The organism is Ignavibacteria bacterium (assembly GCA_013177855.1).
Lineage (GTDB): Bacteria > Bacteroidota > Ignavibacteria > Ch128b > Ch128b > Ch128b.
In genome coordinates, this window is the sequence record JABLYA010000001.1 from 1,516,977 (window position 1) to 1,542,103 (window position 25,127).

12 protein-coding genes are annotated in these 25,127 nt (G+C 35.1%); all 12 read left to right on the forward strand.

The window, feature by feature from the left end:
- Nucleotide 1 precedes the first annotated feature (1 nt).
- The 12 genes from HPY57_06355 (at nucleotide 2) to HPY57_06410 (ending at nucleotide 24,979) form a co-directional block, all read left to right on the forward strand.
- Nucleotides 2–1,468: an ATP-binding protein gene (locus tag HPY57_06355; GenBank protein NPV11393.1), complete on the forward strand. Its 1,467-nt coding sequence runs from the start codon at nucleotides 2–4 to the stop codon at nucleotides 1,466–1,468.
- A gap of 12 nt (nucleotides 1,469–1,480) precedes the next feature.
- The gene (locus tag HPY57_06360; protein ID NPV11394.1) at nucleotides 1,481–2,935 is read left to right on the forward strand and encodes a sigma-54-dependent Fis family transcriptional regulator; all 1,455 of its coding nucleotides are present in this window, start codon (nucleotides 1,481–1,483) and stop codon (nucleotides 2,933–2,935) included.
- Nucleotides 2,936–3,088: 153 nt separating this feature from the next.
- Nucleotides 3,089–5,416 carry a T9SS type A sorting domain-containing protein gene (locus tag HPY57_06365; protein NPV11395.1) on the forward strand — a complete coding sequence of 776 codons (2,328 nt, stop codon included), beginning with the start codon at nucleotides 3,089–3,091 and terminating at the stop codon, nucleotides 5,414–5,416.
- A gap of 357 nt (nucleotides 5,417–5,773) precedes the next feature.
- Nucleotides 5,774–7,402 (forward strand): sodium/solute symporter, encoded by a 1,629-nt coding sequence (locus HPY57_06370; GenBank protein NPV11396.1) that lies wholly within the window; start codon nucleotides 5,774–5,776, stop codon nucleotides 7,400–7,402.
- 2,085 nt (nucleotides 7,403–9,487) lie between these two features.
- Entirely contained in the window at nucleotides 9,488–9,925 is a 438-nt protein-coding gene (locus HPY57_06375) for a T9SS type A sorting domain-containing protein (protein NPV11397.1), read from the forward strand.
- A 183-nt stretch (nucleotides 9,926–10,108) separates the two neighbouring features.
- On the forward strand, nucleotides 10,109–12,832 hold the full coding sequence (locus tag HPY57_06380; protein ID NPV11398.1) for a TonB-dependent receptor: 2,724 nt from the start codon (nucleotides 10,109–10,111) through the stop codon (nucleotides 12,830–12,832).
- Nucleotides 12,833–12,848: 16 nt separating this feature from the next.
- Complete coding sequence (locus tag HPY57_06385; GenBank protein ID NPV11399.1) at nucleotides 12,849–15,971, forward strand: hypothetical protein; 3,123 nt, start codon at nucleotides 12,849–12,851, stop codon at nucleotides 15,969–15,971.
- A gap of 13 nt (nucleotides 15,972–15,984) precedes the next feature.
- Complete coding sequence (locus HPY57_06390; GenBank protein ID NPV11400.1) at nucleotides 15,985–17,016, forward strand: PorV/PorQ family protein; 1,032 nt, start codon at nucleotides 15,985–15,987, stop codon at nucleotides 17,014–17,016.
- Between the two features lie 64 nt (nucleotides 17,017–17,080).
- Nucleotides 17,081–18,886 carry a family 16 glycosylhydrolase gene (locus tag HPY57_06395; protein NPV11401.1) on the forward strand — a complete coding sequence of 602 codons (1,806 nt, stop codon included), beginning with the start codon at nucleotides 17,081–17,083 and terminating at the stop codon, nucleotides 18,884–18,886.
- A gap of 19 nt (nucleotides 18,887–18,905) precedes the next feature.
- The gene (locus tag HPY57_06400; GenBank protein ID NPV11402.1) at nucleotides 18,906–21,140 is read left to right on the forward strand and encodes a beta-glucosidase; all 2,235 of its coding nucleotides are present in this window, start codon (nucleotides 18,906–18,908) and stop codon (nucleotides 21,138–21,140) included.
- Between the two features lie 159 nt (nucleotides 21,141–21,299).
- The gene (locus tag HPY57_06405) at nucleotides 21,300–23,297 is read left to right on the forward strand and encodes a cellulase family glycosylhydrolase (protein ID NPV11403.1); all 1,998 of its coding nucleotides are present in this window, start codon (nucleotides 21,300–21,302) and stop codon (nucleotides 23,295–23,297) included.
- A complete protein-coding gene (locus HPY57_06410; protein ID NPV11404.1) occupies nucleotides 23,294–24,979 on the forward strand; it encodes a spore coat protein CotH in 1,686 nt (561 codons plus the stop codon). The genes HPY57_06405 and HPY57_06410 overlap by 4 nt, the downstream gene beginning before the upstream one ends.
- Nucleotides 24,980–25,127: the final 148 nt, after the last annotated feature.

Consider the following 25,127-nt stretch of genomic DNA (forward strand, 5'->3'; position numbering starts at 1 on the left):
TATGTCTAACAAGATTCGTGAGAAAATTAAGGAATATCATTTTGAGTTTAAGCATATAACAGTTTTATTCATTATTCTTTTTGCCTTTCAACTAATTGTTTCGTTTGTCAATAAAGCATCGATAAAAGATTTTATTACAACAACGCAGGATTGGTACTTAAGAGAATCGGCGGAAGAAATTGCAAACCTCACTGCAACAGCTATTGAACTTGTGCTCGAATCAGTTGATAACAATAGAACCAGATCAATTGAAGAAAGAAAAAGAATTGAACAATCTTTTGATATAATATTCAGCCAACAACAACTTGCCCACAATATTGATAAACTTGGTTTGCTCATAAAAAAAGCCAATCATTATGTTCTAATTGATGATGGAAAAACTCTCTACAATATCTTAATTGAGCAGAATAATTCATCAAATAAAATTCAAATTGATTCAAATATTATCAAACTTTATCAGCAGGTCGAGAAAGATGTAAGAGTGAACGAACAAATTAAAAGCATTCGCGACGGAAAAACTTTTCACACCTTTGTCCCATTTGTTCTTCACGGTGAATTCATTGGTGCAATTTATATGAGTAATTCCCCTGATTTGAGTGTAATAAGCAATCAGGTTATAAGCAATTATGATGAGACCTCGATCATTTATTTATCTTTAATACTGCTCGGATTGCTTGCAATGTATTTCATTTCGTCATATACAGTTAAAGAGAGAGACGAAGCTCAAAAACTTTTTCTCGAGGAACATGAAAAAAATATTAAAAAGCAGATTACATATGAGAAAGAATTGAGTTTTACCAAACGAATTTATCACACTCATCATAAAGCTGAAAAAATAATGGGCTTTATCAAAGAAGATTTGAGAACTCTTTCAACTGAGAATATTGAAGAGGTTAAGTATCGAGTTACCAAGTATTCAAATTTTATATCCAGAGTTATTTACGATATGAAATGGTATGATCCGCCAATTCAAACAATCAGAAGTTCTCTCTTTCAGACAGATTTAAATGAAGTTTTAAGATTCATTGTTAATAATATCTTTCAGAGAATTTCAAGTAAATCTGACGCTTATGAAATAAAAATGGAACTTGATGAAAGTCTGCCAATAATTAACATAAATGAGTTTGTCATATGGGAAATTGTAGAACCATTAATTCAGAATAGTATTGATCACGGCGGAGAAAGTAATTTGCTCATTAAAGTTTCTACAAAATATGATAGAGAAAAGAACATTTCGTATTTGATGATTGAAGATAACGGTCGAGGCATTGTTAAGGAAATGCTCGAAGTAAATGAGGAAGGAATTAAGAAGCTTTTTATTGAAAACTCAACAACTAAGACAAAAGGAATAAATAATTCTGGTTATGGCTGTTATATTGCTTACGAAATGGTAAAGCGATGCGGCTGGGAAATTGATGCTGAAAATCTTGACAAAGGCTGTAGATTTACAATCACAATTAAGCATTGAAAGGAAATTATGATGCTCTCAGACAAAAAGATTAATGTACTTTTAATTGAAGATGAAGATTTTGATGTAAGACGAGTAATTAAAACAATCGAGCCATTCTCTGATCAGATAAAAATTCTCCAAATTGTTTCGAATGGAAAAGCTGCACTTGAATACATTGAAGAGAATAAAGGCAAAATTCATGTTGTTATAATGGATTATCAAATAGCTGGCGGATTAATGGGCGAAGCTTTGATCCAGAAAATTAAAGAGATTGATTCTTCGCTTCAGATTAATGTCATTACGAAAATGACAATCAATTTAACAGATTTCAATTTTGCCAATAAGCTGCTTAAAGCTGGTGCTTTCTGGTATTGTACGAAATACCCAGGTGATATTGAGGATTTCATTTATCAGCCGACCGATTTTATCATTAGTATTTTTAATGCATACGAAAAATGTATGCTCGAGCGTGAAAGACTTCGTGCTCTTCAGAAAATGAAAAGTAATGTTGAGGATATTTTAAATGAGAAGAAAATCATTGGTGAATCGCCGGTAATGATTCAATTGAAAAATGATATTGAAAGCCTTGCAAAAAGCAATCTCAATTTATTAATTAGAGGAGCTTCAGGCACGGGAAAAGAGCTGGTTGCTTACAACATTCACTACAGAAGCGATAGGAAATATGAAAAGTTCGTTGTAGTGAATTGTGGCGGAATTCCAGAAAACTTAGTCGAAAGTGAATTGTTTGGTTATGAAAAAGGTGCTTTTACAGGTGCTGATAGACGAAAACCTGGATTCTTTGAAATGGCAAATCACGGAACAATTTTTTTGGATGAGATTACTGAGTTGCCGCTTCCTGCTCAGGTTAAACTTTTAAGGGTTATTCAGGATGGCGAGATTGAAAAAATTGGTAGGACTGAAACCATAAAAGTTGATGTCAGAATTATTGCAGCAACAAATCGAAACATTGAGCAAGAAGTTAGAGAAAAAAGATTTCGTGAAGATCTTTATTACAGATTAAATGTCCTTTCAATTGAAGTTCCGCTATTGCGAAAGAGAGTTTCAGATATTCCACTTTTAATTGACTATTTCCTCACTAACTTTTCAATTGATATGGGTAAAGATAAACCGGAAATCCCGGAAGAGACAATGAAAATTTTTCTGAATTACGATTGGCCAGGCAATGTTCGAGAGCTAAAAAATGTTGTTCAAAGAATTCTCTTCAGAGCCGGTAAAGTAATAACCCCCGAAGAAGCAATCAATGCAATTAGCTTTGGTCAAAATCTTTCTTTTGATAAAGATGATATTCGGTCATTATTCAATCCTCAGAATATTCTTCCACTTAAAGATGCTGAAAGAATTTTTCGAGAAAAATATTTTCGTTTTGTAAGAGAGATTTCCGCTTCCGATAAAGACGCAGCTCTTAAACTTGGTTTAGCTCCTTCCAATTTTTATCGAATGGCAAAAGAACTCGGAATGAAGTGAGACACTTAATTATTATTTAGATAAAATTATATTATCATATTAATAACCTGCCTTTTAAACTTCTCTTCAAAAAATTAAGATTCAGCAAATATTTGAATTTTTTGAAAAGGCATTGAAATTGTTTTTTAAAAAATCAATCAAGTGGAGGACTGAATGAAAAAAAGTATCTATTTCATTTTAATTCTGTTCTTAATTACAAAAATTTCTAATTCTCAAATTGCAAGTCTCGAGGCTACAATTAGTCTTAAACAGGTTGATGGCGTAACAATTCCTTTTCAGAATGGAATGCCTCTGCCGACCTTTGAAAAGCAAAATAGATACATTATTAATCTTGGCGGCAATTGGAAAAAGCAAAGGTTTAATGCAAATGATAACATAACTCTTGCCAAACGAGATGCAGCAGGCTATCAAAATTTAATCAACGAAGCTGCAGGAAGACAATTACCTGATTTTGATGACTCACAATGGGCAGATAAACTCATCCCTTCTGTTGAAAATCAGATGAATCCATTCCCAATAGTTCCTGAATATTATCAGAATGGTGTTTGGTATAGAAAAAACTTTACTGTTGATTCTGCTTTAGCCGGGAAATTTGTTAAGCTGATTTTTTACGCAGTCAATTATGTCGCCGATGTTTGGTTAAATGGAAACTATGTCGGTTATCATGAAGGTGGTTATACATCATTTGCATTTGATGTTTCGAATTATCTTAATTTCGGTGGGAACAATGTTTTAGTCGTTCGTGTGGATAATCCGGAATGGGGAACTCGAAATGATATTGTCCCTTATACTCAATGTGATTGGTTTAATTACACAGGAATTATTCACGATGTTTATCTTGAATTTTCAAACCCTGTTAATGTTGTTAGAACAAATGTTGTCCCACTTAACACAAACGGGGATATTCAAACAACGGTTGTGCTTTACAACAAATCGAATTCAAATAAGAATGTTGATGTGTCAGTTGAGATTTTTAATGCAGAGATAAATTCACAAAACATAATGAGTGAAAGAGCAAGTGAGTTAATAGGTTCGCCAGCTTCTTTTATTGGGGTAAATCAGACATCGGTTTCGATTCAAAAGGATTCAACTCGAGTTTGGGGAACAACATTAACAATTCAAAATCCCAGATTGTGGACACCAAAAACTCCAAACCTTTATGTGATGAAAATCACACTAAGAGAAAATGGCGAAGTAATTGATGAATATTACACTCAATTCGGTATTAGAACAATCAGGACAAATGTTGACAAAGTTTATCTCAATGGAAATCCTGTATTCTTTGTGGGAGTTGCAAGGCACGAAGATCATCCAGTTTACGGCAGGAGTGTTCCTTTAGATGTAATTTACTCCGATTTATTAAAAGTTAAAGAAATAAACGCAGTAATGTTGAGGACAGCTCATTATCCCAATCATCCTTACACTTATTTATTAACCGATCGATTAGGAATTGTTGTAGTCGAAGAAATTCCGGTCTGGTGGTTCGATGTAACTTTAGCGTGGGTAATTCAAAATAGTGTCAGACATATTCATGAGCAGATGTTCAAAGAAATGGTTTTCAGAGATTACAACAGACCCTCGATTATAATGTGGAGCACTACAAATGAATGCAAAGATGTTGATAATAGAAGAGTTTTTATTAATCGAGTCAAGCAGGAACTTCAATCACTCTATCCGGATGGACGTTTAATCACTCAATCAGCAGCGGCAGATAGACCAGGCGCCGACGATCCATCTCAACAGGTTTGTGATGTTGCTGGATGGACAATGTACTTTGGTATCTTTCATGGCGGGACTTATTATGATGGGACAAGATTATTCCTAACAATGGCTAATTATTACTATCCAGAGAAGCCAATATTAGATACTGAGTTCGGTTACTGGTCAGGTGAAAATAATGCGGTCGGCGGGCAAAATGCTCAGGTGGAAGTTTTCAAAGAAACATTCAGGGCTTTTACTTTCAGAGCATCAGTTATTCGTCCTGATGGAAGTTATCGAGACGGCGGATATTTGATGGGTGTAACCTGGTGGTGTATTTTCGATTGGTATTCTCACCAACATCCTCAAGGTTTTCAAAGTATGGGATTGTATCGAATGTTTAGAGATACAGCAAAATTTGTAAGAGATACTTTGAAAAGATACTATGAACCATTTTATAATATTGGCGGATTTGTAACAGAAGTCGAAACAGAAAATTTGAATTTATTGCCCAAAGATTTTCAACTCTACCAGAATTATCCTAATCCGTTTAATCCTGTAACAAAAATTAAATATGCAGTTAGTCGTCAGGAAAATGTGGTTATAAAAATTTTCGATTTGCTCGGTCGTGAAATCGCAACTTTAGTAAATGAAGAAAAATTACCCGGCAATTATGAGATTGAGTTAGATGCAGACAAATTAAATTTATCAAGTGGAGTTTATGTTTATCAAATGAAGGCAGGAAATTTTCTTGCAAGTAAAAAGCTGATTTTGTTGAGATGATTTTACATAGGTTTGATGACCAAATTTTATAAGAAACTTTCAAAAACATTTTTAGAGTGAAAATAAATGTATTAATAACTTCATCCTGATTTAGTCTATTCTTTTCATACATTTTTATTTCGATGTTGATGCAGGGTAGATGTCTGTTCAATTATGATGATTAGAAAAATTTTGATTCCCGAACTCGTTTTTGAGTAAAAGGTCTTTATCAATTTAATAAATATGATTTATCAAAATCATAATTGACAGCAAATTTGATTTAAGTTTTGTTTGATTAAGAGAGATTTTTTAGTGTCTTTGCAGGTTCTTAATGGCATTAAATTTGACTTAATCAATAATGACTAAAAATATCTTTTTATGTTTGAAGTATTTTCATACATAGATGCGGTAGTCCTCATTGTTTACTTCATTCTTATCCTCAGCCTTGGATTTTATTATTCTCAAAAGAATGATGATAATTACGAAAAGTATTTTCTTGCTGGCAAGAATATCCCCTGGTTTATTGTTGGAGTTTCAATTTTTGCAACAAACATTTCTAGTGAACATTTTATCGGTCTAGCTGGTGCAGGTTCATTGAGAGGACTTGCCGTAGGTCAATTTGAATTAATGGCAATTTTCACGCTTCTATTTCTTGGGTGGTTTTTAGTCCCAATTTATTTCAAAACTGGAGTTGTTACTGTCCCCGAATTTTTAGAGAAGGTTTTCGACCGCCGAATTCGAAAATTCTTTGCTCTTTTTTCTATAATCATTTACATCTTTACTAAAGTGCTTGTCTCTCTCTTTGCAGCCGGACTTTTATTCTATGATTTATTCGGATTGAATATTTATGCTTCTTCAATTTTGCTTGTTTTGATAACTGGACTTTACAGTGTAATTGGTGGATCAAGTGCTGTAATTAAAACACAATATTTTCAAGGATTAATTTTAATGATTGGTGCGTTTATTTTATCGATAGCTGGATTTAATGCAGTTGGTGGATTTGAGGGATTAACTTCAAAAGTCCCTGACGATTTTTTCAATATGTTTAAGAGCGCAACTGATCCAGACTATCCATGGACAGGAATTATTTTTGGAGCTCCAATCATAGCTTTCTGGTATTGGTGCACCGATCAATATATAGTTCAAAGATTGCTTAGTGCAAGATCAATTGATCAAGCTCGAAAAGGAAGTTTGCTTGCAGCGTCATTAAAAATTCTCCCAATATTTATTCTTGTTTTTCCAGGAATTTTTGCTTCAATACTTTTTCCGGAATCGAGAGGTGATAGTGCTTACTCTGCTATGATTTACAGCGATATTGTCCCGCACGGATTGAAAGGATTTGTTATTGCCGGTTTGCTTGCAGCAATTATGTCTTCTCTCGCAGGAGTTTTTAATACAATCTCTGTTTTGTTTACAAATGATTTTTATAAACTACGACATCCTGATGCAAATGAGAGAAAACTTATTCTAGTTGGAAGATTATCAACTACGGCAGCAGTTGTAGGAGCAATTTTAATAGTTCCACTGGTGAAAGTAATCACATCACAAATTTATCTTTTCCTGCAAAGTGTTCAGTCTTTTGTTAGTCCACCAATTACAGCAGTTTTTTTGTTCGGATTATTTTCAAAAAAGATGAGTCCGAATACTGCAATCATAACTTTAATCATTGGTGAAGCAATTGGAATATTGAGACTAGTTCTTCAATTGATTAGTGATAATGGTGTTGTATTACATCCAATTCTGGCTGGTATTCTTGGAATCAATTTCTTGCACTTTTCAATTTTATTATTCCTTCTTTCAATTTTAATAATTCAAGTTGGGAATGCTTTTTCAACAGCTGATAAAACCCAAATTGTATCTGTTATAAATTCATCAATGAAAGAAAGTCTTAGCGAGATACGATTAAATTTTGGAAGGATTGGACATTTAAAATCTCTGAATTCAAATTTTGCAATTTCAATGGTGATAGTTTTTGTCATAATAATTTTATGGACATTCTGGAACTAACTAAAAAATAAAATCAAACAACAAAAAGAGAGGTTAACAATGAGAAAACTCTTTCAAATTTTCGTTTCAATCCTGTTCTTAGCCTCGATTACATACGCTCAGAGCTATATAATCGAGAGCTTTGATACAGACCTTTCTCAGGATAATACCTGGCAATTCTTGCACGAAGGTCCGCCGAGCCGAATTGATTATTCTTTAAACACAACTGATAAAGTTGAAGGTACAGGCTCAGCTAAGGTTAAATTTGTTATTGGTGCTCATCATGAGTGGGGAAGCTATGCACAATTAATCAAAACTTTACCTGCCGAAGCAACTCCCTGGGATTGGTCCATTTCAGATTCTCTTGCAATCTGGATTAAAGTCCTTACTCCTCCAACAATTCCTACAAATATGGTTTTCCGAATTCACTTAAAAGATCGTCCTACAGCTGCTTCAAATATCGAAGAGTGGATTTATCAACAGGATGTAATTTTAGATGCGACAACAAACTGGGTAGAATTACGAATCCCACTCAAAATACTTGATTCAGAAGGAAACACAGATCCTAATGATCAAGGATTTGTAATTTTCCCGGCAAACTGGGGCGGTTCTTCTTTCTGGAACAACAAAAAATTTGATGCTGACAAAATTGTTGGTTTCAACATTGCTGCTGTAACTGCTGGTTATACTCCTGGTCAGAATCTTCCGGCAGATTCACTGGAAGTAATGTTTGATGGTTTTAGAAGATTTGGTTTGAAAGCTGTCCCAGCAGTTATTTTCAATGGAATAACTTTCCCAAGCCAGATTGCTAATGTTTGGGCATGGGGTCAATCTGCAGTTGAAGTTGTAAAGGGTGCAGGACCTATTCCCAATTCTAATGCTATTAAATGGACACAAGGTGATGAATGGGGTAATGGCTGGACAGGTTGGGGAATGGATATCAACCCACCATTTAATTTAGCTGGTGCATGGCCAAAAGATACTTGCCAGATTAAATTGAAATGCCCGGCAGGAACTGGTCCACTTAGAATTCAATTCGAAGGTGGTGCAGGAAAAGTTGGAAAAGTCTTCCAGCCAATAGATGATGGACAATGGCATACTTATTACTTCCCATTGAGAGAAATGGAATATCAAGATAATACAAGCAACTTTGATTCATCTTCAGTTCATATTGTAGGATTGATGGCTCAAGCATCAGGTGTTGCAGGAAGAGTTATCTGGATTACAGATTGGTGGACAGGAAATCCAGAATTTGATGTCATCCCGCCAAATCCACCTCAGGGAGTTTTAGCAATTGCTGGAACTTATCAAAATATTATCACCTGGCAGGATGTACCCAACGAAGAAGGTGAAAAATACAATATTTATTACAGCAAGAATCCAATTACCGATATTAACGCTCCTGGTGTTGAAGTAGTTAAACTTGGTGTTGCTGAAAATAATCAATTGATTGAGCACTTGTTATTTGCACCTAATACAAATCAATCTGTTACATATTATTACGCTGTTACCTGTGTTGATGCATCGGGTAATGAAAGTGATGTCAGTACAAATTCAGCTCCAGTTACAAATACTGCTAAAGGTGTCGCAACAATTTCGCTCAATGCGCCAAACTTTAATCCAGATGGTGACTTGAGTGAATGGGCAAATATTAGACCATTCAGAATGTATCCATCGGACGGAACAGGTCACATTGTCACAAATACTCAAATTAATGGAGATAATGACTGTTCTGCAAATGCTTATGTTGCTGCAGATCAAAATTACCTTTATGTAGCTTTCGATGTTAATGATGATGTCTTTGCACCAACAGGAAATTCTTCTTCCTGGTTAAATGATGCACCGGATATTTATATTGGACTCTACAACTGGCATGGTTTACCACATACAAATTATCAAAGAGGCAATCAACCAGACTATCATATTAGATTTACTGGTGTTAACATCCTTGGTGATGCACCTGCTGGTGTACTTGATACAATCGGACCGAACTATTACATCGGACCAAAATTCCCAACTGGTTATGTTGTAGAAGCAAGAATTCCATGGACTGCACTGGCTGCATTAGGTAACGATGCTTTATTCACTCCGGTCGAAGGTTTCAGAATACCAATTGATTTTTCTATCAATGATAGAGATAATGGCCCAGAGCGAGAAGGTATTCTCACATATTCACCTTACAACGAAGATCAATCATGGCGAGATGTCTCGAGATGGTTATACACCTGGATTGGAAATCTCTGGGAACCAACATCGGTTCAAAGAGAAGATGTGGTTATAAAAGATTATCAGCTCTATCAGAACTATCCGAATCCATTTAACCCAACAACTGAAATTCAATTTGCTTTGCCAAAGAAAGATTATGTTTCATTGAAAGTTTATAATGTATTGGGTAAAGAAATTGCAACTTTGATTGAAGGGGAATTGCAATCTGGTCTATACAAAGTCAAATTTGATGCTTCCAAATTAACGAGTGGCATTTACTTCTATAAGTTAACTGGAAGCTCATTTAACCAGACTAGAAAGATGGTGTTAATTAAATAAATTTTTGCCTCTTTAGTTCTAATAAATTTTGGATGTCAGGCTGAATTTTTTAGCCTGACATCCATAATATTTTTTACATATTTATTTGTTTTGAAATCATGATCTGAGATGTATTTCAGATAAAGTTTTTAATTAAAAAGATTGAATGTTCATTTAATTAAATAATCATTCAGGGATAAGATTATGAAAAGAAAAAATATTCTGAATGAGAATCACAGCTTGAAACAACTTGCTTTGATTTTTCTGATTTTAATTTTTTCGGGATATAGTTTGTTTGCAGGCACAACAGGTAAAATAGTCGGTAAAGTGACAGACGCTCAAACAAATGAACCAATAGTTGGTGCAAACATTATTGTTGAAGGGACTTACTTTGGTGCTGCTGCAGGTATCGATGGGTTTTATTCAATTAATAATGTTCCTCCTGGTAAATACAGACTAATTGCATCGGCTGTTGGTTATCAAAAAACAATCATTGAGAATGTGATTGTAAAGATTGATCTGACTACCCGTATTGATATTAAAATGACAAGCTCGGTCATTCAGCTTGATAAAGAAGTAGTTGTAACATCTGAAAGGCCACTTGTTCAAAAAGATTTGACTTCCACCTCTGTTACCATTTCTTCAGATGATATTAAGATGATGCCCGTTGAAAGTGTAAATAGAATTGTAAATCTTCAAGCGGGTGTAATTGACGGACATTTTCGTGGTGGTCGAGCAAACGATGTTGCATATCTTATTGATGGTGTGATGGTTACTGACCCATTCAATGGTGGATTTAACATTGAGGTTGAAAACACTTCAATCCGTCAAATGGAAGTTATAACCGGTACATTTAATGCTGAGTATGGTCAGGCACTTTCAGGAGTTGTGAATATTGTTACTGAAGGTGGTTCAGATAAATTTAAAACAGATATAAGCGCTTACACTGGTAATTTCGTCACCACTCATACAGATATTTTTAGAAATTTAGATCGGGTTGACAGAATATCTCAAAAGAATTTACAAATCACCATTAGTGGACCTTTAAGGCCAATTAAAAATCTTTATTACTTTTTGACAGTCCGCTACTACGATGATATTGGTCATTTATATGGAAAAAGAGTTTATAATACCTGGGATGATGTTCCCTTTTATCCCGATCCATTAAATAAATCTATATGGATTCCTCGAAACACAGGCGATGGTGCCTATGTGCCGATGAATCCATTCACAAAGTATTCAGCAAATGGGAAGTTGACTTATGCTCTTCCATCAATTGTTCTTTCTTATTCATTCTTCTATGATAAAACCAGAAACAAATACTATGACCATTACTGGTCCTGGACACCCGACGGAATGATGACGCATTACGGAAATGATTGGATTCATAATTTTCAATTGACACATTATATCTCTTCAAACACAAGTCACAGTTTCAAATTCACATTTAATAATTACAACTTCAAAGGTTACTTGTACGAAGATGAATTTGATCCAAGATATGTTGATCCACGACAGGGAATTGCAATATCTGGTTATACTTTTCGATCTGGTGGTAATCAAGGTGGAAGATACACTCGATTCACAAGATCTTACATTGCTCAATGGTCAATTTCTTCTCAGGTAAGCAAAGAGCATAAAATTGGTTCTGGCTTTGAATTGAGATATCATCACATTTATAATCATTACAAAGATTTAATTAATCTGACAGATGGAGTTGTAGATAGTCTTGGGAATAAAGTCTTTACTCCCGGATATCCTGATAAAGGAACAATTACTGACCGTGGTTCACATATCGAATACACAAGGTTTCCTTATGAAGCTTCGGCTTACATTCAGGACAAAATGGAATACGACATAATGATTATAAACGCCGGTGTGCGGTTTGATTATTTCAATGCAAACGCGAAACTTCCTGCAGATAAAAGAAATCCAACTCGAAATCCAAACTTTCCTGGTTACAATGAATGGGTAAAAGCAAAACCGAAAATGCAGGTCAGTCCGAGACTTGGTGTTTCATTCCCAATCACTGATAAAGGAATCATAAGATTTTCGTATGGACATTTCTTCAAGATTCCGAATTTCGAAAATCTATATGCAAATCCAGAGTTTGTCGTCCAGCCAGGTAATTCTCTCAGCTCAATTATTGGCAATCCTGATTTAAATGCTGAAAAGAATGTGATTTATGAATTGGGTCTGCAACAGGTTTTAATGGAAGATCTTGCATTAAACGCTTCGCTTTACTACAGAGATATTCGTAACTGGCTCGGTATGGAGATCGTTAATACTTATGAAGGTTTCAAATATGCTCGTTTCATTAATCGTGATTATGCAAATGTTAGAGGCTTGATTGTTACGCTTGATAAGAGATTTTCTAATTATTTCGGAGCTAAGTTAGATTACACATATCAAATTGCTGAAGGTAATGCTTCTGATCCTTATGCTGTCTACAATTACAATCAAACAAATCCGCCAATTGAAGAATCGAAAACCGTTGTGCCTCTTGATTGGGATCAACGACATACTTTGAATCTAAGTATAACTGTAGGAATTCCTGGTGATTGGTCAGCAGGATTAATTTTCCAGTATGGTTCAGGAACTCCTTATACTGAAGATATCAAGATTTCCCGCGGTGTCCGATTTGAAAATGGCGGTAGAAAGCCAACATTTATTAATCTCGATTTAAGGGCGGATAAATTTTTCAAAGTTTTTGGCGTCAATCTTTACACTTACGCTATTATTTATAATGTACTTGATATCAAAAACGAGGTTGGCGTTTATGCAACAACTGGAAGAGCAACTGCTGATTTAAATGTCAAATATGCTGGTGAAATTATTGGTTTGAATACCATCGATGAGTATATCAAAAATCCAGCAATGTATTCATCACCAAGACAAATTCGTCTTGGAATCGGATTCCAATTATAAAATCGGGAGATGAAGAATGATGCGGAAATTTGTTTTATTTATACTTTTAATTTTGGTTGAGTATACATTTTCACAGGTACCTTATCAAATTCAACTTTATCGTGATGAACCAAAAGGAAACATCCAGTATCGCCGTGAAGGCGTAATGGATGGTAATCAGATTAGAACATTGTTCTACAATAATGGTGAAGTTGGTCAGTGGCCCTATCAACCTTCTGGGGAATGGCCCAAAGGCAGTGGACATTCTTACCTTGATGGTGTTTGTGTATTAATTGCATCAGAAGTTACAGCACCAGGAACTGGACAAAAAATTCATCCATTAGAATCATCTTATCGTGAATGGATGGATAAAGATCCTGTAACTGGAGAAATCTGGGGACTTGAACCAGTCCCGGGTTATGTAAATCCTTCTTCAACAAAACCTGCAATAAACACAGATCCAAAATCCTGGCCACCGATTTGGCCTCGTGCTTTAAATCTAACCCCTGAATGGAATGGCTATTGGTATGGTTATTTCGGCCGCGGTGTGATGAATTCTGATTTTGAGACTTTCTTTGTTATGGATGACTCGAGAGATAAGGAATTTACTCGTCCACCATATTTATATTTTCCAATTGCATCGGATTCGGATCGTGGTGGACTTGGACTTAGAGTTGAAGTTCGCGGTTTTCAATGGTCTCATGTTTTAGCTGAAGATATAATTTTCTGGCATTATGATATTGTAAATATTTCTGATTTTGATTATCCAACTACAGTTTTTGGTTTTTATACTGACTGTGGAGTTGGTGGAACTCAAGATTCAGGTGATGATTGTGCATCGTTCGATTTGAAACTCGACCTGGCTTACTGCTATGACAATGATGGCTTTGGTGTCCCTGATATGTGGAAAACAGGTATGTATGGTTATGCTTATCTGGAAAGTCCCGGAAATCCTTGGAATGGGATTGATGATGATGAAGACGGTATGGTCGATGAGCGAAGAGATGATGGTATTGATAATGATGGTGATTGGATTCCATATTCTGATTTAAATGGAAACGGCAAATGGGATCGAGAAGAAAATGAACCGCTTAATGATGACCTTGGTAAAGATGGTGTGGGTCCTTGGGATAGACAGTACAATGGACCCGACGAAGGTGAAGGTGATGGGATTCCAACAGACGGTGAACCTCATTTTGACAAAACTGATAAAGATGAATCAGATCAGATTGGTTTAACTGCTGTTTCAATTTATAGACTTGGCGAAGGTGGAACTGGCGGCGGCTGGCCCAAAGATGATGAATCAATGTGGCTAAAAATGGTTGCCGGCACTTTTGATACCTCACTGCAAAGATCAAACATTTCAATGGTCTTCGCTTCTGGTCCATTCCCACTTTATAAAGGACTTAGAGAAAGATTCTCGATGGCTTTAGTTTTTGGTGAAGATTTAAATGACTTAGTATTCAACAAAGAAACTGTACAACAGATTTACAATGCAAATTATAATTTCTCTAAACCACCACTTAAACCAAAACTGACAGCCGTACCTGGTGATGGTAAAGTATTTCTTTACTGGGATAATGTCGCCGAAGAATCCCGGGATCCATTCTTAGGTTATGAAGATAATGATCCAAGAAAAGGATATAAAAAAGATTTCGAAGGTTATTTAATTTATCGAAGTCAAGAACCAGAATTCAACGATATCAAAGTTATTACTGACTCTCGCGGATTGCCAAGATACTGGAAACCAATTGCCCAGTTCGATAAGATTGATGGAATAAAAGGACCGGATCCAGTTGGAATTAATGGAGCTCATTTCTGGCGTGGTGATGATACTGGTTTACAATATTCTTATGTAGATACTGATGTTAAAAACGGCGTTACATATTATTATGCCTGCGTCTCTTATGATATGGGTGATCCAAATTATGGAACAACTGGACTGCAACCTAGTGAATGCACTAAAATTATAACTGTTGATTATGCCGGTAATGTTCAATTCGTCGATATCAATTGTGCTGTTGTAACTCCAAATGCACCTGTTGCGGGTTATGTGCCTCCGCAAATTTTAGGTGATACTAAACAAGTTACCGAAGGAGTTGGTACTGGATTTTTACAATTTCATGTTTTCGATCCTAGAGTAGTTGAAGATGGAACCAAATACGAATTTATATTCAAATCAACCAATGATTATCCACTTTACAAAACTCTGAAATATGAAATTGTTCGAACTAAAGGCAGTGATGTAGATACAATTCTTACTGTTGATTCATCATATATTGGTGCTGATAAAGTTAGTCCACCATTCGATGGGTTAGCAGTTACAGTAATAAATGATACGGCAGTCACAATCATTGATTCTCTAACCGGCTGGCTTGTCGGAAAAAGTAATCTTGTTATGAATGTTTTCCCCGATCAAACACCAATTCGTGGTGTTCCCTGGCCCGCTGATTATGAAATTACATTTTACGATGGACCAGCTGATACCTGTTACATTTCTTCACCACCGCTTTACAGGAGATTCCCTGTAAACTTCAAAGTATGGAATAAAACAGAACAAAAATATTGTAAGATAGCAGTTCAGGATAGAGATCAATCTCAATCTCTTTCTCTTGGTGATGTGATTCAAATTCTTGAGTTCAAAGATAAAGTCATCACACCTGCAAATATTCGTTTTGCCTGGAATATAACTTACAATTCTCCGTTTAATCCAAATGTTCAACCAGAATATCCGAAAGATGGAGATAAATTTATTATAACCACAAGGAAACCATTTAAAACTGGAGATAAATTCATAGTTACAACTAAAGCAGCTGCCACAGATAATGCGCTGGCGAAATCTCAACTTTCAAAAATTGATGTAGTGCCGAATCCTTATTTAGGTGCCGCTGCTTGGGAGAAGAGGAATCTTAATACAACCGGTCGTGGTGAACGAAAAATTGATTTTATAAACCTTCCGAATAAATGCACAATTAGAATCTATACACTTTCAGGACAGCTGATTAAAACTATCTATAAAGATTCGGGTTATCTCGATGGTACTGTCTCCTGGAATTTAATAACTGATGACGGAATGGAAGCAGCCTACGGTGTCTATGTTTATCATGTTGAAGCTCCCGGCATTGGAGAATACATCGGCAAATTTGCATTAATCAAATAGCGGAGAGATGAAAATGATGAAAAAGATTTTTTACTCAGCTTTGATTTTTGTTATGATATTAAATTATGCTTTTGCACAGACATTCAAAACAAATGTTTCAAAGAGAGGAACTACTGCCGCACCTTTCCTCTCAATTGGTCAGAGTGCAAGAGCAATTGGTATGGGTTCAGCTTTCGTCGGTGCCGTAAATGATGTGAGCGCAATTTACTGGAATCCTGCTGGACTAACTAAAGCACAGGGCGGACAAATTCTAGTCGATTACACAAACTGGATTGCCGGCACCAAATACAATTTCCTCGCTGTGAGTTATAATATTGGTGATTATGGAACAGTTGGTGTTAGTTTTACAGGTTCTAATATTGGTGATATGAAAGTCACAACGATTGAAGAACCTTGGGGAACTGGTGAGGTCTTCTCCGCTACCGATATGGCAATCAGTCTTGCTTATGCTTTGCAATTAACAGATAGATTTTCCATTGGGTTCAATCCTAAATTTGTCTATCAGGGAATCTGGAAAATGAGTGCAAGTGCTTTTGCAATTGATATGGGTGTTCAATATGTAACTCCATTTGATGATGCAATTCTTGCAATGTCAATTTCAAATTTTGGAACGACAATGCAGCTTCTTGGCCAGTCGAATCTTGTTTTGTATGATCCAGATCCTTACACAACTGGTAATAACGGCAAAATTCCAGCTTATCTCGAAACAAAAACTTACGATTTGCCGCTGACATTTAGAGTTGGTGTTGCATATAATCCAATTAGATCTGCAAATCACAGATTGACTTTTGCATTCGATGCTTTGCATCCAAGTGATGACTATGAAAGTGTCAATGTTGGTTTCGAATATGGATTTCAAGATTTTCTTTTCATTCGTGGTGGATACAAATCTTTATTCCTTGATGACTCAGAAGAATCATTTGCGCTTGGATTTGGTTTGAAACAAAACCTTATGGGTAATGTAGCTGTTAAAGTTGATTACGCTTATCAAGATTTTGGAAGATTGAACAACATTCAAAAATTTACTCTTACTGTTTGTTTCTGATAGACGCTCTCCTCCCGGATTCTGTTTCGACGGAATCCGGGACTGAATTTTTTAAGGACTGCCTATGAAAAGAAAAATTTTACTTCTTGTATTCTTAATAATCCCAATATTTCAACTCCATTCTAAAGATTTTAAAGGAGCTGAATTTAGGACAAAACAATCTTTCCTTTACGGAAGATTTGAAGTTCGAATGAAATCGGCGTTCCGGGAAGGAATGCTTTCTTCTTTTTTTACATATCATGAATTTTCTGGCGGGATTGAAAACTGGAACGAAATTGATATCGAAATTCTTGGACGATATCCAAACGATATTCAATTCAATACAATCACATCAGGTCAGACCAATCATGTTAGTCATTATCCTTTGCCTTTTTCTCCACACGAAGATTTTCATGTTTACGCTTTTGAATGGACACCAACTTATGTTGCCTGGTTTGTTGATGGAGTTGAAGTTTATCGCCAGACAGGAGATCACATCTCAACATTAAACAAACCACAGAAGTTAATGATGAACATCTGGAATCCAGAAGCAACAAACTGGGCTGGTCAATTTGATCCAGATGCACTTCCGGCTTTCGCTTATTATGATTGGGTGAAATATTATTTGTATACTCCCGGCTCCGGAAATTATGGAACTGGGAATAATTTCACTTTATCATGGTCAGATGATTTTAATTACTGGAATACATCACGATGGGATAAAGCGACTCACACCTGGGTTGGAAATGGATGTGATTTCATCCCTGAGAATACTGTGATTAGAGATGGTTATTTGATTCTCTGCTTGACAAATAGTGTAAATATTGGATATACCGATGCGAAAGGTCCCGTTCTTTATTCTGCTAAAGTTCACAACGGAAAAATTCTCGTTAATTTCTCTGAAGAACTTGATGAAGTTTCAAGTCAAAATAAATCAAACTATATAATTTATGGTGTGACAATCGACTCGGCAAAATTACTTTCCGATAAAAAGACAGTCGAACTTACAGTCTCTGGTTGGGATTTTATCTCACCAAAAACACTTGTTGTTATGAATGTGAAAGATGATTGGAATCCTGCAAATACAATGAGTCCAAAAGCCGTTAGTATAGTAACGCAAACTCAATTCAATTTTCCTCTAAAAATTAATTGCGGCGGACCTGCTGCACTTGGTTATTTGCCTGAAAAATCCTGGACATTGACTTCGGATTACGGTTCAATAGACGGCGGTAATTCAACTTATTCGTTTAACATTAACAATACAGATGAAGATGAAATTTATCAGTCTGAAAAATGGGGGATGACAACTTATCGGGTTCGTCTTCCTAATGGCGTTTACAATGTTAAATTAATGTTTGCAGAAAATTATCATAATCAAGCCGGAAAAAGAGTTTTTGATGTCTGGATTGAACAGGATAGGATATTACAAAATTTTGATATTTATGCCTTAGTGGGAAGAAATACTGCTTATGTAAAAGAAGTTAATAATGTTCAGATTAATGATGGTTATCTGGATATTTATTTTGTAACTCATAAAGATAATCCAATGATAAATGGAATAGTCATAGAATTAATATCACTTGGAGTAGATGAATCGGAGCTTCTACCAGAAAAAAATTTTATGCTTCATCAAAACTCTCCAAATCCTTTCAACGGAATGACAACAATCTCTTATAACATTTACAAACCTGATTATTACTCTTTTAAGCTTTACACTCTTCTTGGTAAACAAATTATTAAGAAAGATCTCGGTTATTTAACAGAAGGGAGTTACTCTCTTCATCTAAATTTTAATGAGATAAAAAATTTTACTCCTGCTTCTGGAGTTTACTTTTATGTTTTGCAAAACAGCAATTCACAGCAAACTAAAAAAATGATGTTCCTGAACTAAATCAAATATGGGTGTTCAAATGCAGCAAACATTTTTAATTTTTTCAATCTTTGTTTTAGTAATTACATCTCAACTTTTTTCTCAACAGTCAAAATCAATCGATGAGAAAGTACAGGAATTGCTCTCAAAAATGACAGTTGAAGAAAAAGTTGGTCAAATGACTCAAGTTACGCTCGAGGTTGTTTCTAAAAAACAGGGAACAAAAACTCAAAAGCACGAACTTGATGAAAAGAAATTAGAAGAAGCAATTGTTAGATATCATGTCGGTTCAATTCTAAATGTCTATGATGTTGCTCATTCAATCGATTACTGGCATGAAGTAATTACAAAAATTCAGGACATTGCAACAAAAAAAACGAGGCTCGGAATTCCAGTTATTTATGGCATAGATGCAATTCACGGAGCTACTTACACAAAAAACTCAACGCTCTTTCCTCAGGCTTTAGCTGTGGCGTCAACTTTTAACAGAAATATTGCTGAAAGAATTGGTGAGATTACTTCACTAGAAACTCGAGCAAGTGGAATTCCCTGGAATTTTTATCCTGTGATGGATCTTGGAAGACAGCCTTTGTGGCCAAGACTGTGGGAAACATTTGGTGAAGATGTATATCTTGCTCAGCAGCTTGGAATGGCTTACATTAAAGGTGCTCAGGGGAATGATGTCAGCCGTGCTGATAAACTCGCAACTTGCCTTAAACATTATGTCGGTTACAGTTTCCCTTTCAATGGTTTTGATAGAACTCCAGCTTATATGTCCGAAAGAACTTTGCGGGAATATTTTCTGCCGCCTTTCGAAGCAGGAATAAAAGCCGGGGCAAAAACTATTATGGTCAATTCAGGTGAAGTAGATGGAATTCCCGGTCATGCGAATTATCATCTGCTCACAGAAATTCTTCGTGGTGAATTAAAATTTGATGGATTTGTTGTCTCTGATTGGGAAGATATTATACGTCTTCATACAAGAGATAGGGTTGCATCATCACCAAAGGAAGCAGTTAAGATAGCTGTGATGGCAGGCGTTGATATGAGTATGGTTCCGTATAATTTTAGTTTTTATGATTTACTTCTTGAGCTTGTAAAAGAAGGCTCTGTTCCAATGTGGAGAATTGATGAAGCAGTGAGCAGAATCTTGAAAGTTAAATTTGAACTTGGTTTGTTTGAAAATCCATATCCGAAAAAAGATTACTTAGAAAAATTTGCAAGTTCCGAACATACTCAGGCTAATCTGGAAGCAGCAAGAGAATCAATTATTCTTGCAAAGAATGATAACAACATTCTTCCATTAAAAAAGAATAAAAAAGTTTTTGTTACAGGACCAACTGCAAATAAACTTTCGGTCTTAAATGGCGGCTGGACAATTACCTGGCAAGGAAATGAAGAAGAACTTTATCCTCAGGAGAAAAACTCAATATTAGAAGCAGTAATCGAAAAAGTAGGGAAGAAAAATGTTTTGTTTGAGGAAGGATGTTCTTTTGATAAAGAATTAAATTCAAACTCAGCAATTCAAAAAGCAAAACAATCTGATGTAATAATTCTTTGTCTCGGTGAACCAGCTTATTGTGAAACTCCTGGCAATATAAACGATCTCACACTTCCAGAAGCACAGTTGAATTATGCCAAAAAATTAATTGCGACTGGTAAACCAGTAATTCTTGTAATCGTTGAGGGCCGCCCAAGATTAATTACAAAAATTTTCAATGACGTGAAAGGCGCTTTAATTGCTTTTCTGCCGGGTATGGAAGGAGGGAATGCAATCGCTGATGTATTGTTTGGCGATGTAAATCCAAGCGGAAAGCTGCCAATCTCTTATCCCAAATATCCAAACGCAATTGTTCATTACGATTATAAACCAATTGAAAATTCTGCTGAGAATAAATATGACCCACTCCTTCCTTTTGGATTTGGTTTGAGTTATACAAAATTCTCTTACTCAAATTTAAGATTAAACAAAAATGAAATAACTGAAGATGATGAGTTGCTTGTTTCGGTTGATGTGAAAAACGAAGGTTCAATAAAAGGGAAAGAAGCAGTTTTGATGTACATTACAGATGTTTATGGTCAAGTTAGCCGCCCCAATAAACAATTAAAAGGTTTCGAAAAGATTGAACTTAATCCTGGCGAGACAAAAACGGTTACTTTCAAGATAAACAAAGATCATCTTTCATTTATTGGAATAAATAACAAAAGAATTATTGAGCCCGGTGAGTTTATTGTAACAATTGGTGATCTGCAATCAAAATTTTATTTGAAATAAAAATTTATTTTGAGCTTGTCGAAGGATGACTTTAACGAAAATGTTTTTAATTCTATCGCTGTCATACTTCGATGAACTCAGTATGACAGCATAAATTGTCATTCTGAATCTTGATTAAATTAATAACTTCGAACGCTAATAAAAATTTGAGAGGAAAAAGTGCTGAAGGTACCAAAAAATTATTTCTCTATTCTCCTTTTACTTTTATTTCTTTTCTTCAATCCAGAAAGTCTTCTTTCGATTGGTTTTCTTAAAGCAAAAGGAAAAGTAATAGTTGATGGAACAGGTCAAGAATTTTATTTGAAAGGAATTGGACTTGGCGGTTGGCTTTTGCAGGAAGGTTATATGCTTCACACCTCTGGTTTTGCAAATGCCCAATGGCAAATCAGACAAAAAATTGTCGATTTAATTGGAGAAGCAAATACAGAAATATTCTATGAAACTTATCGAAGAAATTTCATTCGAAAAATTGATATTGATTCAATTAAAGCCTGGGGATTTAATTCAATTCGGCTGCCTTTTCACTGGAATCTATTTGCTGTCAATACGAATCCGCCTCAATTTATTAACAAAGGTTTCGAAATAATCGACTCCCTTTTAGCATGGTGCGAAGCAAATCAGCTTTATCTTATTCTTGATATGCATGCCGCTCCTGGTGGACAAAGCGATGAAAACATCAGTGATTATAATCCTGCTTATCCTTCTTTATGGCAAAGTGAACAAAATAAAGATTTGACAGTCAAAATCTGGAGAAAAATTGCTGAAAAATACAAAGACAAAGAATGGATTGGTGGTTATGATTTATTGAATGAACCTAAATGGAATCTGCCTCCAAACAATCAGCCGCTTCGAGAGTTATATATTCGAATTACTGACACAATTAGAGCTGTTGATACAAATCATATAATTTTCATTGAAGGTAATTGGTTTGCGACTGATTTTACGGGACTTACTCCACCATGGGATAATAATATGGTTTACAGTTTTCATAAATACTGGAATTCAAATGATCAAGGAAGTATTCAATATTTAATTGATATAAGAAACCAGTATAATGTTCCATTGTGGCTTGGCGAGACAGGTGAAAATTCTAACAAGTGGTTTGTTGATTGCGTCGAATTGATGAAACGAAACAATATCGGTTGGGCTTGGTGGACTTGGAAAAAAATTGAAACTATTGCAGGTCCGCTTTCAGCTGTTATGTCGCCATTTTATCAAACTTTGTTGAATTATTGGAGCGGCTCGGGTCCAAGACCGAGCGCAACTTATGCTTTTAATGCACTTATGCTTCAGGCAGAAAATTTAAAATTTGAATTATGTGAATTCAGAAAAGATGTAATTGATGCATTAATGCGGCAACCAAATAACACTCAGACAATTCCATATAATCAAAACATAATTCCAGGGACTGTTTACGCTACTGAATATGATATGGGAAAATTAAATTATGCTTATTATGATGTTGACTATCAAAATGTAGGCGGCGGAACCTGGAACTCTGGAGGAAAATTTAGAAACGATGGCGTTGATATTGAAACCTGTATTGATTTCGGTTCAAATGGATATAACGTCGGTTGGATTCAAAATGGTGAGTGGTTGAGATATACCTGTAATATTACGCAAAGCGGGACTTATAAAATTAAAATTAATGTAGCTTCAATGAATACAGGTGGACAAATCCTTTTGCGTCTCGATGGCTTAGTTCTTGGCGGTCTGATCAATGTACCAAACACAAATGGCTGGCAAAACTGGCAATTTGTTGAACTTAACAATGTTTATCTCCCGCAAGGCATTCATCAACTTGAAGCAAGATTCTTTAACGGAGGCTTTAATCTCAGTCATTTTGAGTTTGAATTACTTTCTACTGATGTGGAAGAAAAAGATTTATTACCGAAAGATTTTGATTTAAAACAAAATTATCCTAATCCGTTTAATTCAAAGACAGTTATTACTTATTCAATTCCTGAAATCACAAATATCAAACTCAAAGTTTATGATTTACTCGGTAATGAAACTTTCACCATTGAAGAAGGATTAAAATCTCCAGGAACTTATGTCGAAGAATTTGATGCTCATAATCTTTCGAGTGGAACTTACTTACTGAGATTAGAAACTGAGAAAAAAACCTTTGTCAGAAAGATGATAATTTTGAAATGATGAAAATTATAATTCAAAGTTTTTTATTAATCCTTTTTCTGTGCCTGATTTCAATTAGAGCTCAGTCGGTTAATTTCACTTCTTCAAATCTCCCAATAGTTGTGATAAATACTTTTGGTCAGGAAATTCCAAACGAATATAAAATTCAAGCACGAATGGGAGTAATTTATAATGGTGAAGGTGTAAGAAATTACATTACAGATCCATTCAGTCATTACGATGGTTGGATCGGGATTGAATTGCGTGGTTCAAGTTCACTAACATTTCCTAAAAAAAGTTACGCAGTCGAAACAAGAGACTCGCTCGGGAACGATAGATCAGTTTCATTGCTCGGTTTCCCATCTGAAGCTGATTGGGTTTTTTATGGTCCATACAATGATAAAACTTTAATTCGCGATGTTCTTGCTTATAAACTTGCTCGAGATTTGGGTAGATATGCTTCGAGGTCAAAATTTTTTGAACTCGTTATAAATGGCGAATACAAAGGAGTTTATGTTCTTCTCGAAAAAATTAAAAGAGATGCAAATCGAGTAAATATAAAAAAATTAAATCCAGCTGATACATCAGGCGATGCATTGACTGGCGGATATATCATTAAAATTGATAAGCTTGATGGTGAAAATAACGATGGCTGGTATTCTAACTTTCGTCCATTCCCGCAATTAAGTGCAAGAATTTTTTATCAATATCATTATCCAAAACCCAGTGAAATCGTTGAAGCTCAAAAAAATTACATCAAAGCATGGATTTATGCATTTGAGTCGGCAATGTTTGGACCTTATTACGCCGATTCAATTCTTGGTTATCAAAAGTATATTGATGTCAATTCGTTTGTTGATTACATTCTCTTAAATGAACTTGTTAAAAATATCGATGCCTACCGATTGAGTACTTTCTTTTATAAAGATAGGGACAGCCGCAATCCAAAATTATTTGCTGGACCTGTTTGGGATTTCAATTTAGCTTTTGGAAATTGTGATTATTATCAGGCATTCAATTCAAGTGGATGGTATCTTGAGTATGTTTCGGAATATTCAAACATTCCAAGCTGGGAAAATTATTTCATTCCATTCTGGTGGAAAAAAATTTTTAATGATCAAAATTTTCGAACTAAATTCAGACAAAGATGGATTGAGCTTAGAAATTCTGTCTGGACAAATGAAAAAATTAATTCTACCATCGATTCGCTTGTTCAATTACTTGAAGAATCAAGACAGAGAAACTTTCAGAAATGGCCTGTCATTGGTCAATATGTTTGGCCTAATTACTATGTTGGTCAAACTTACGAAGAAGAAATCAACTATCTGAAAAACTGGCTCACATCAAGATTAGCGTGGATGGATTATCAGTTAATTTCTGATGTCGAAAAAGAGAAATCAGAAATTTCAATTAATGACTTCAAACTTCTACAAAATTATCCGAACCCATTTAATTCAAATACAATAATAAGTTATATCATTCCAGGAAATTTAAACTCACTACAAAAAGTTACTTTGAAAATTTATGATGTTCTCGGTAGAGAGATCACAACACTAATTGATGATTATCAAACTGCCGGCTGTTATTCTGTAAATTTTGATATCGAGACAATTAAACAACAAAGTATATCGACGAGCGTTTTAATTTGCCAGCTTTTTGTTGGAAATAAAACTCAAACTATCAAAATGCTTTATTTGAAATGATAATAAAAAATTTTGTTCAGGGATCTTATACAGCTCCTCTAAAAATTTCCGGAATGCAATGATTTTTATTTTCTGCTGCGCCTTACTGCTTAATCTTTTTAACCTAAAAATTTGTTACCGAGTGTAATTTATTTCGATTTAATGATTA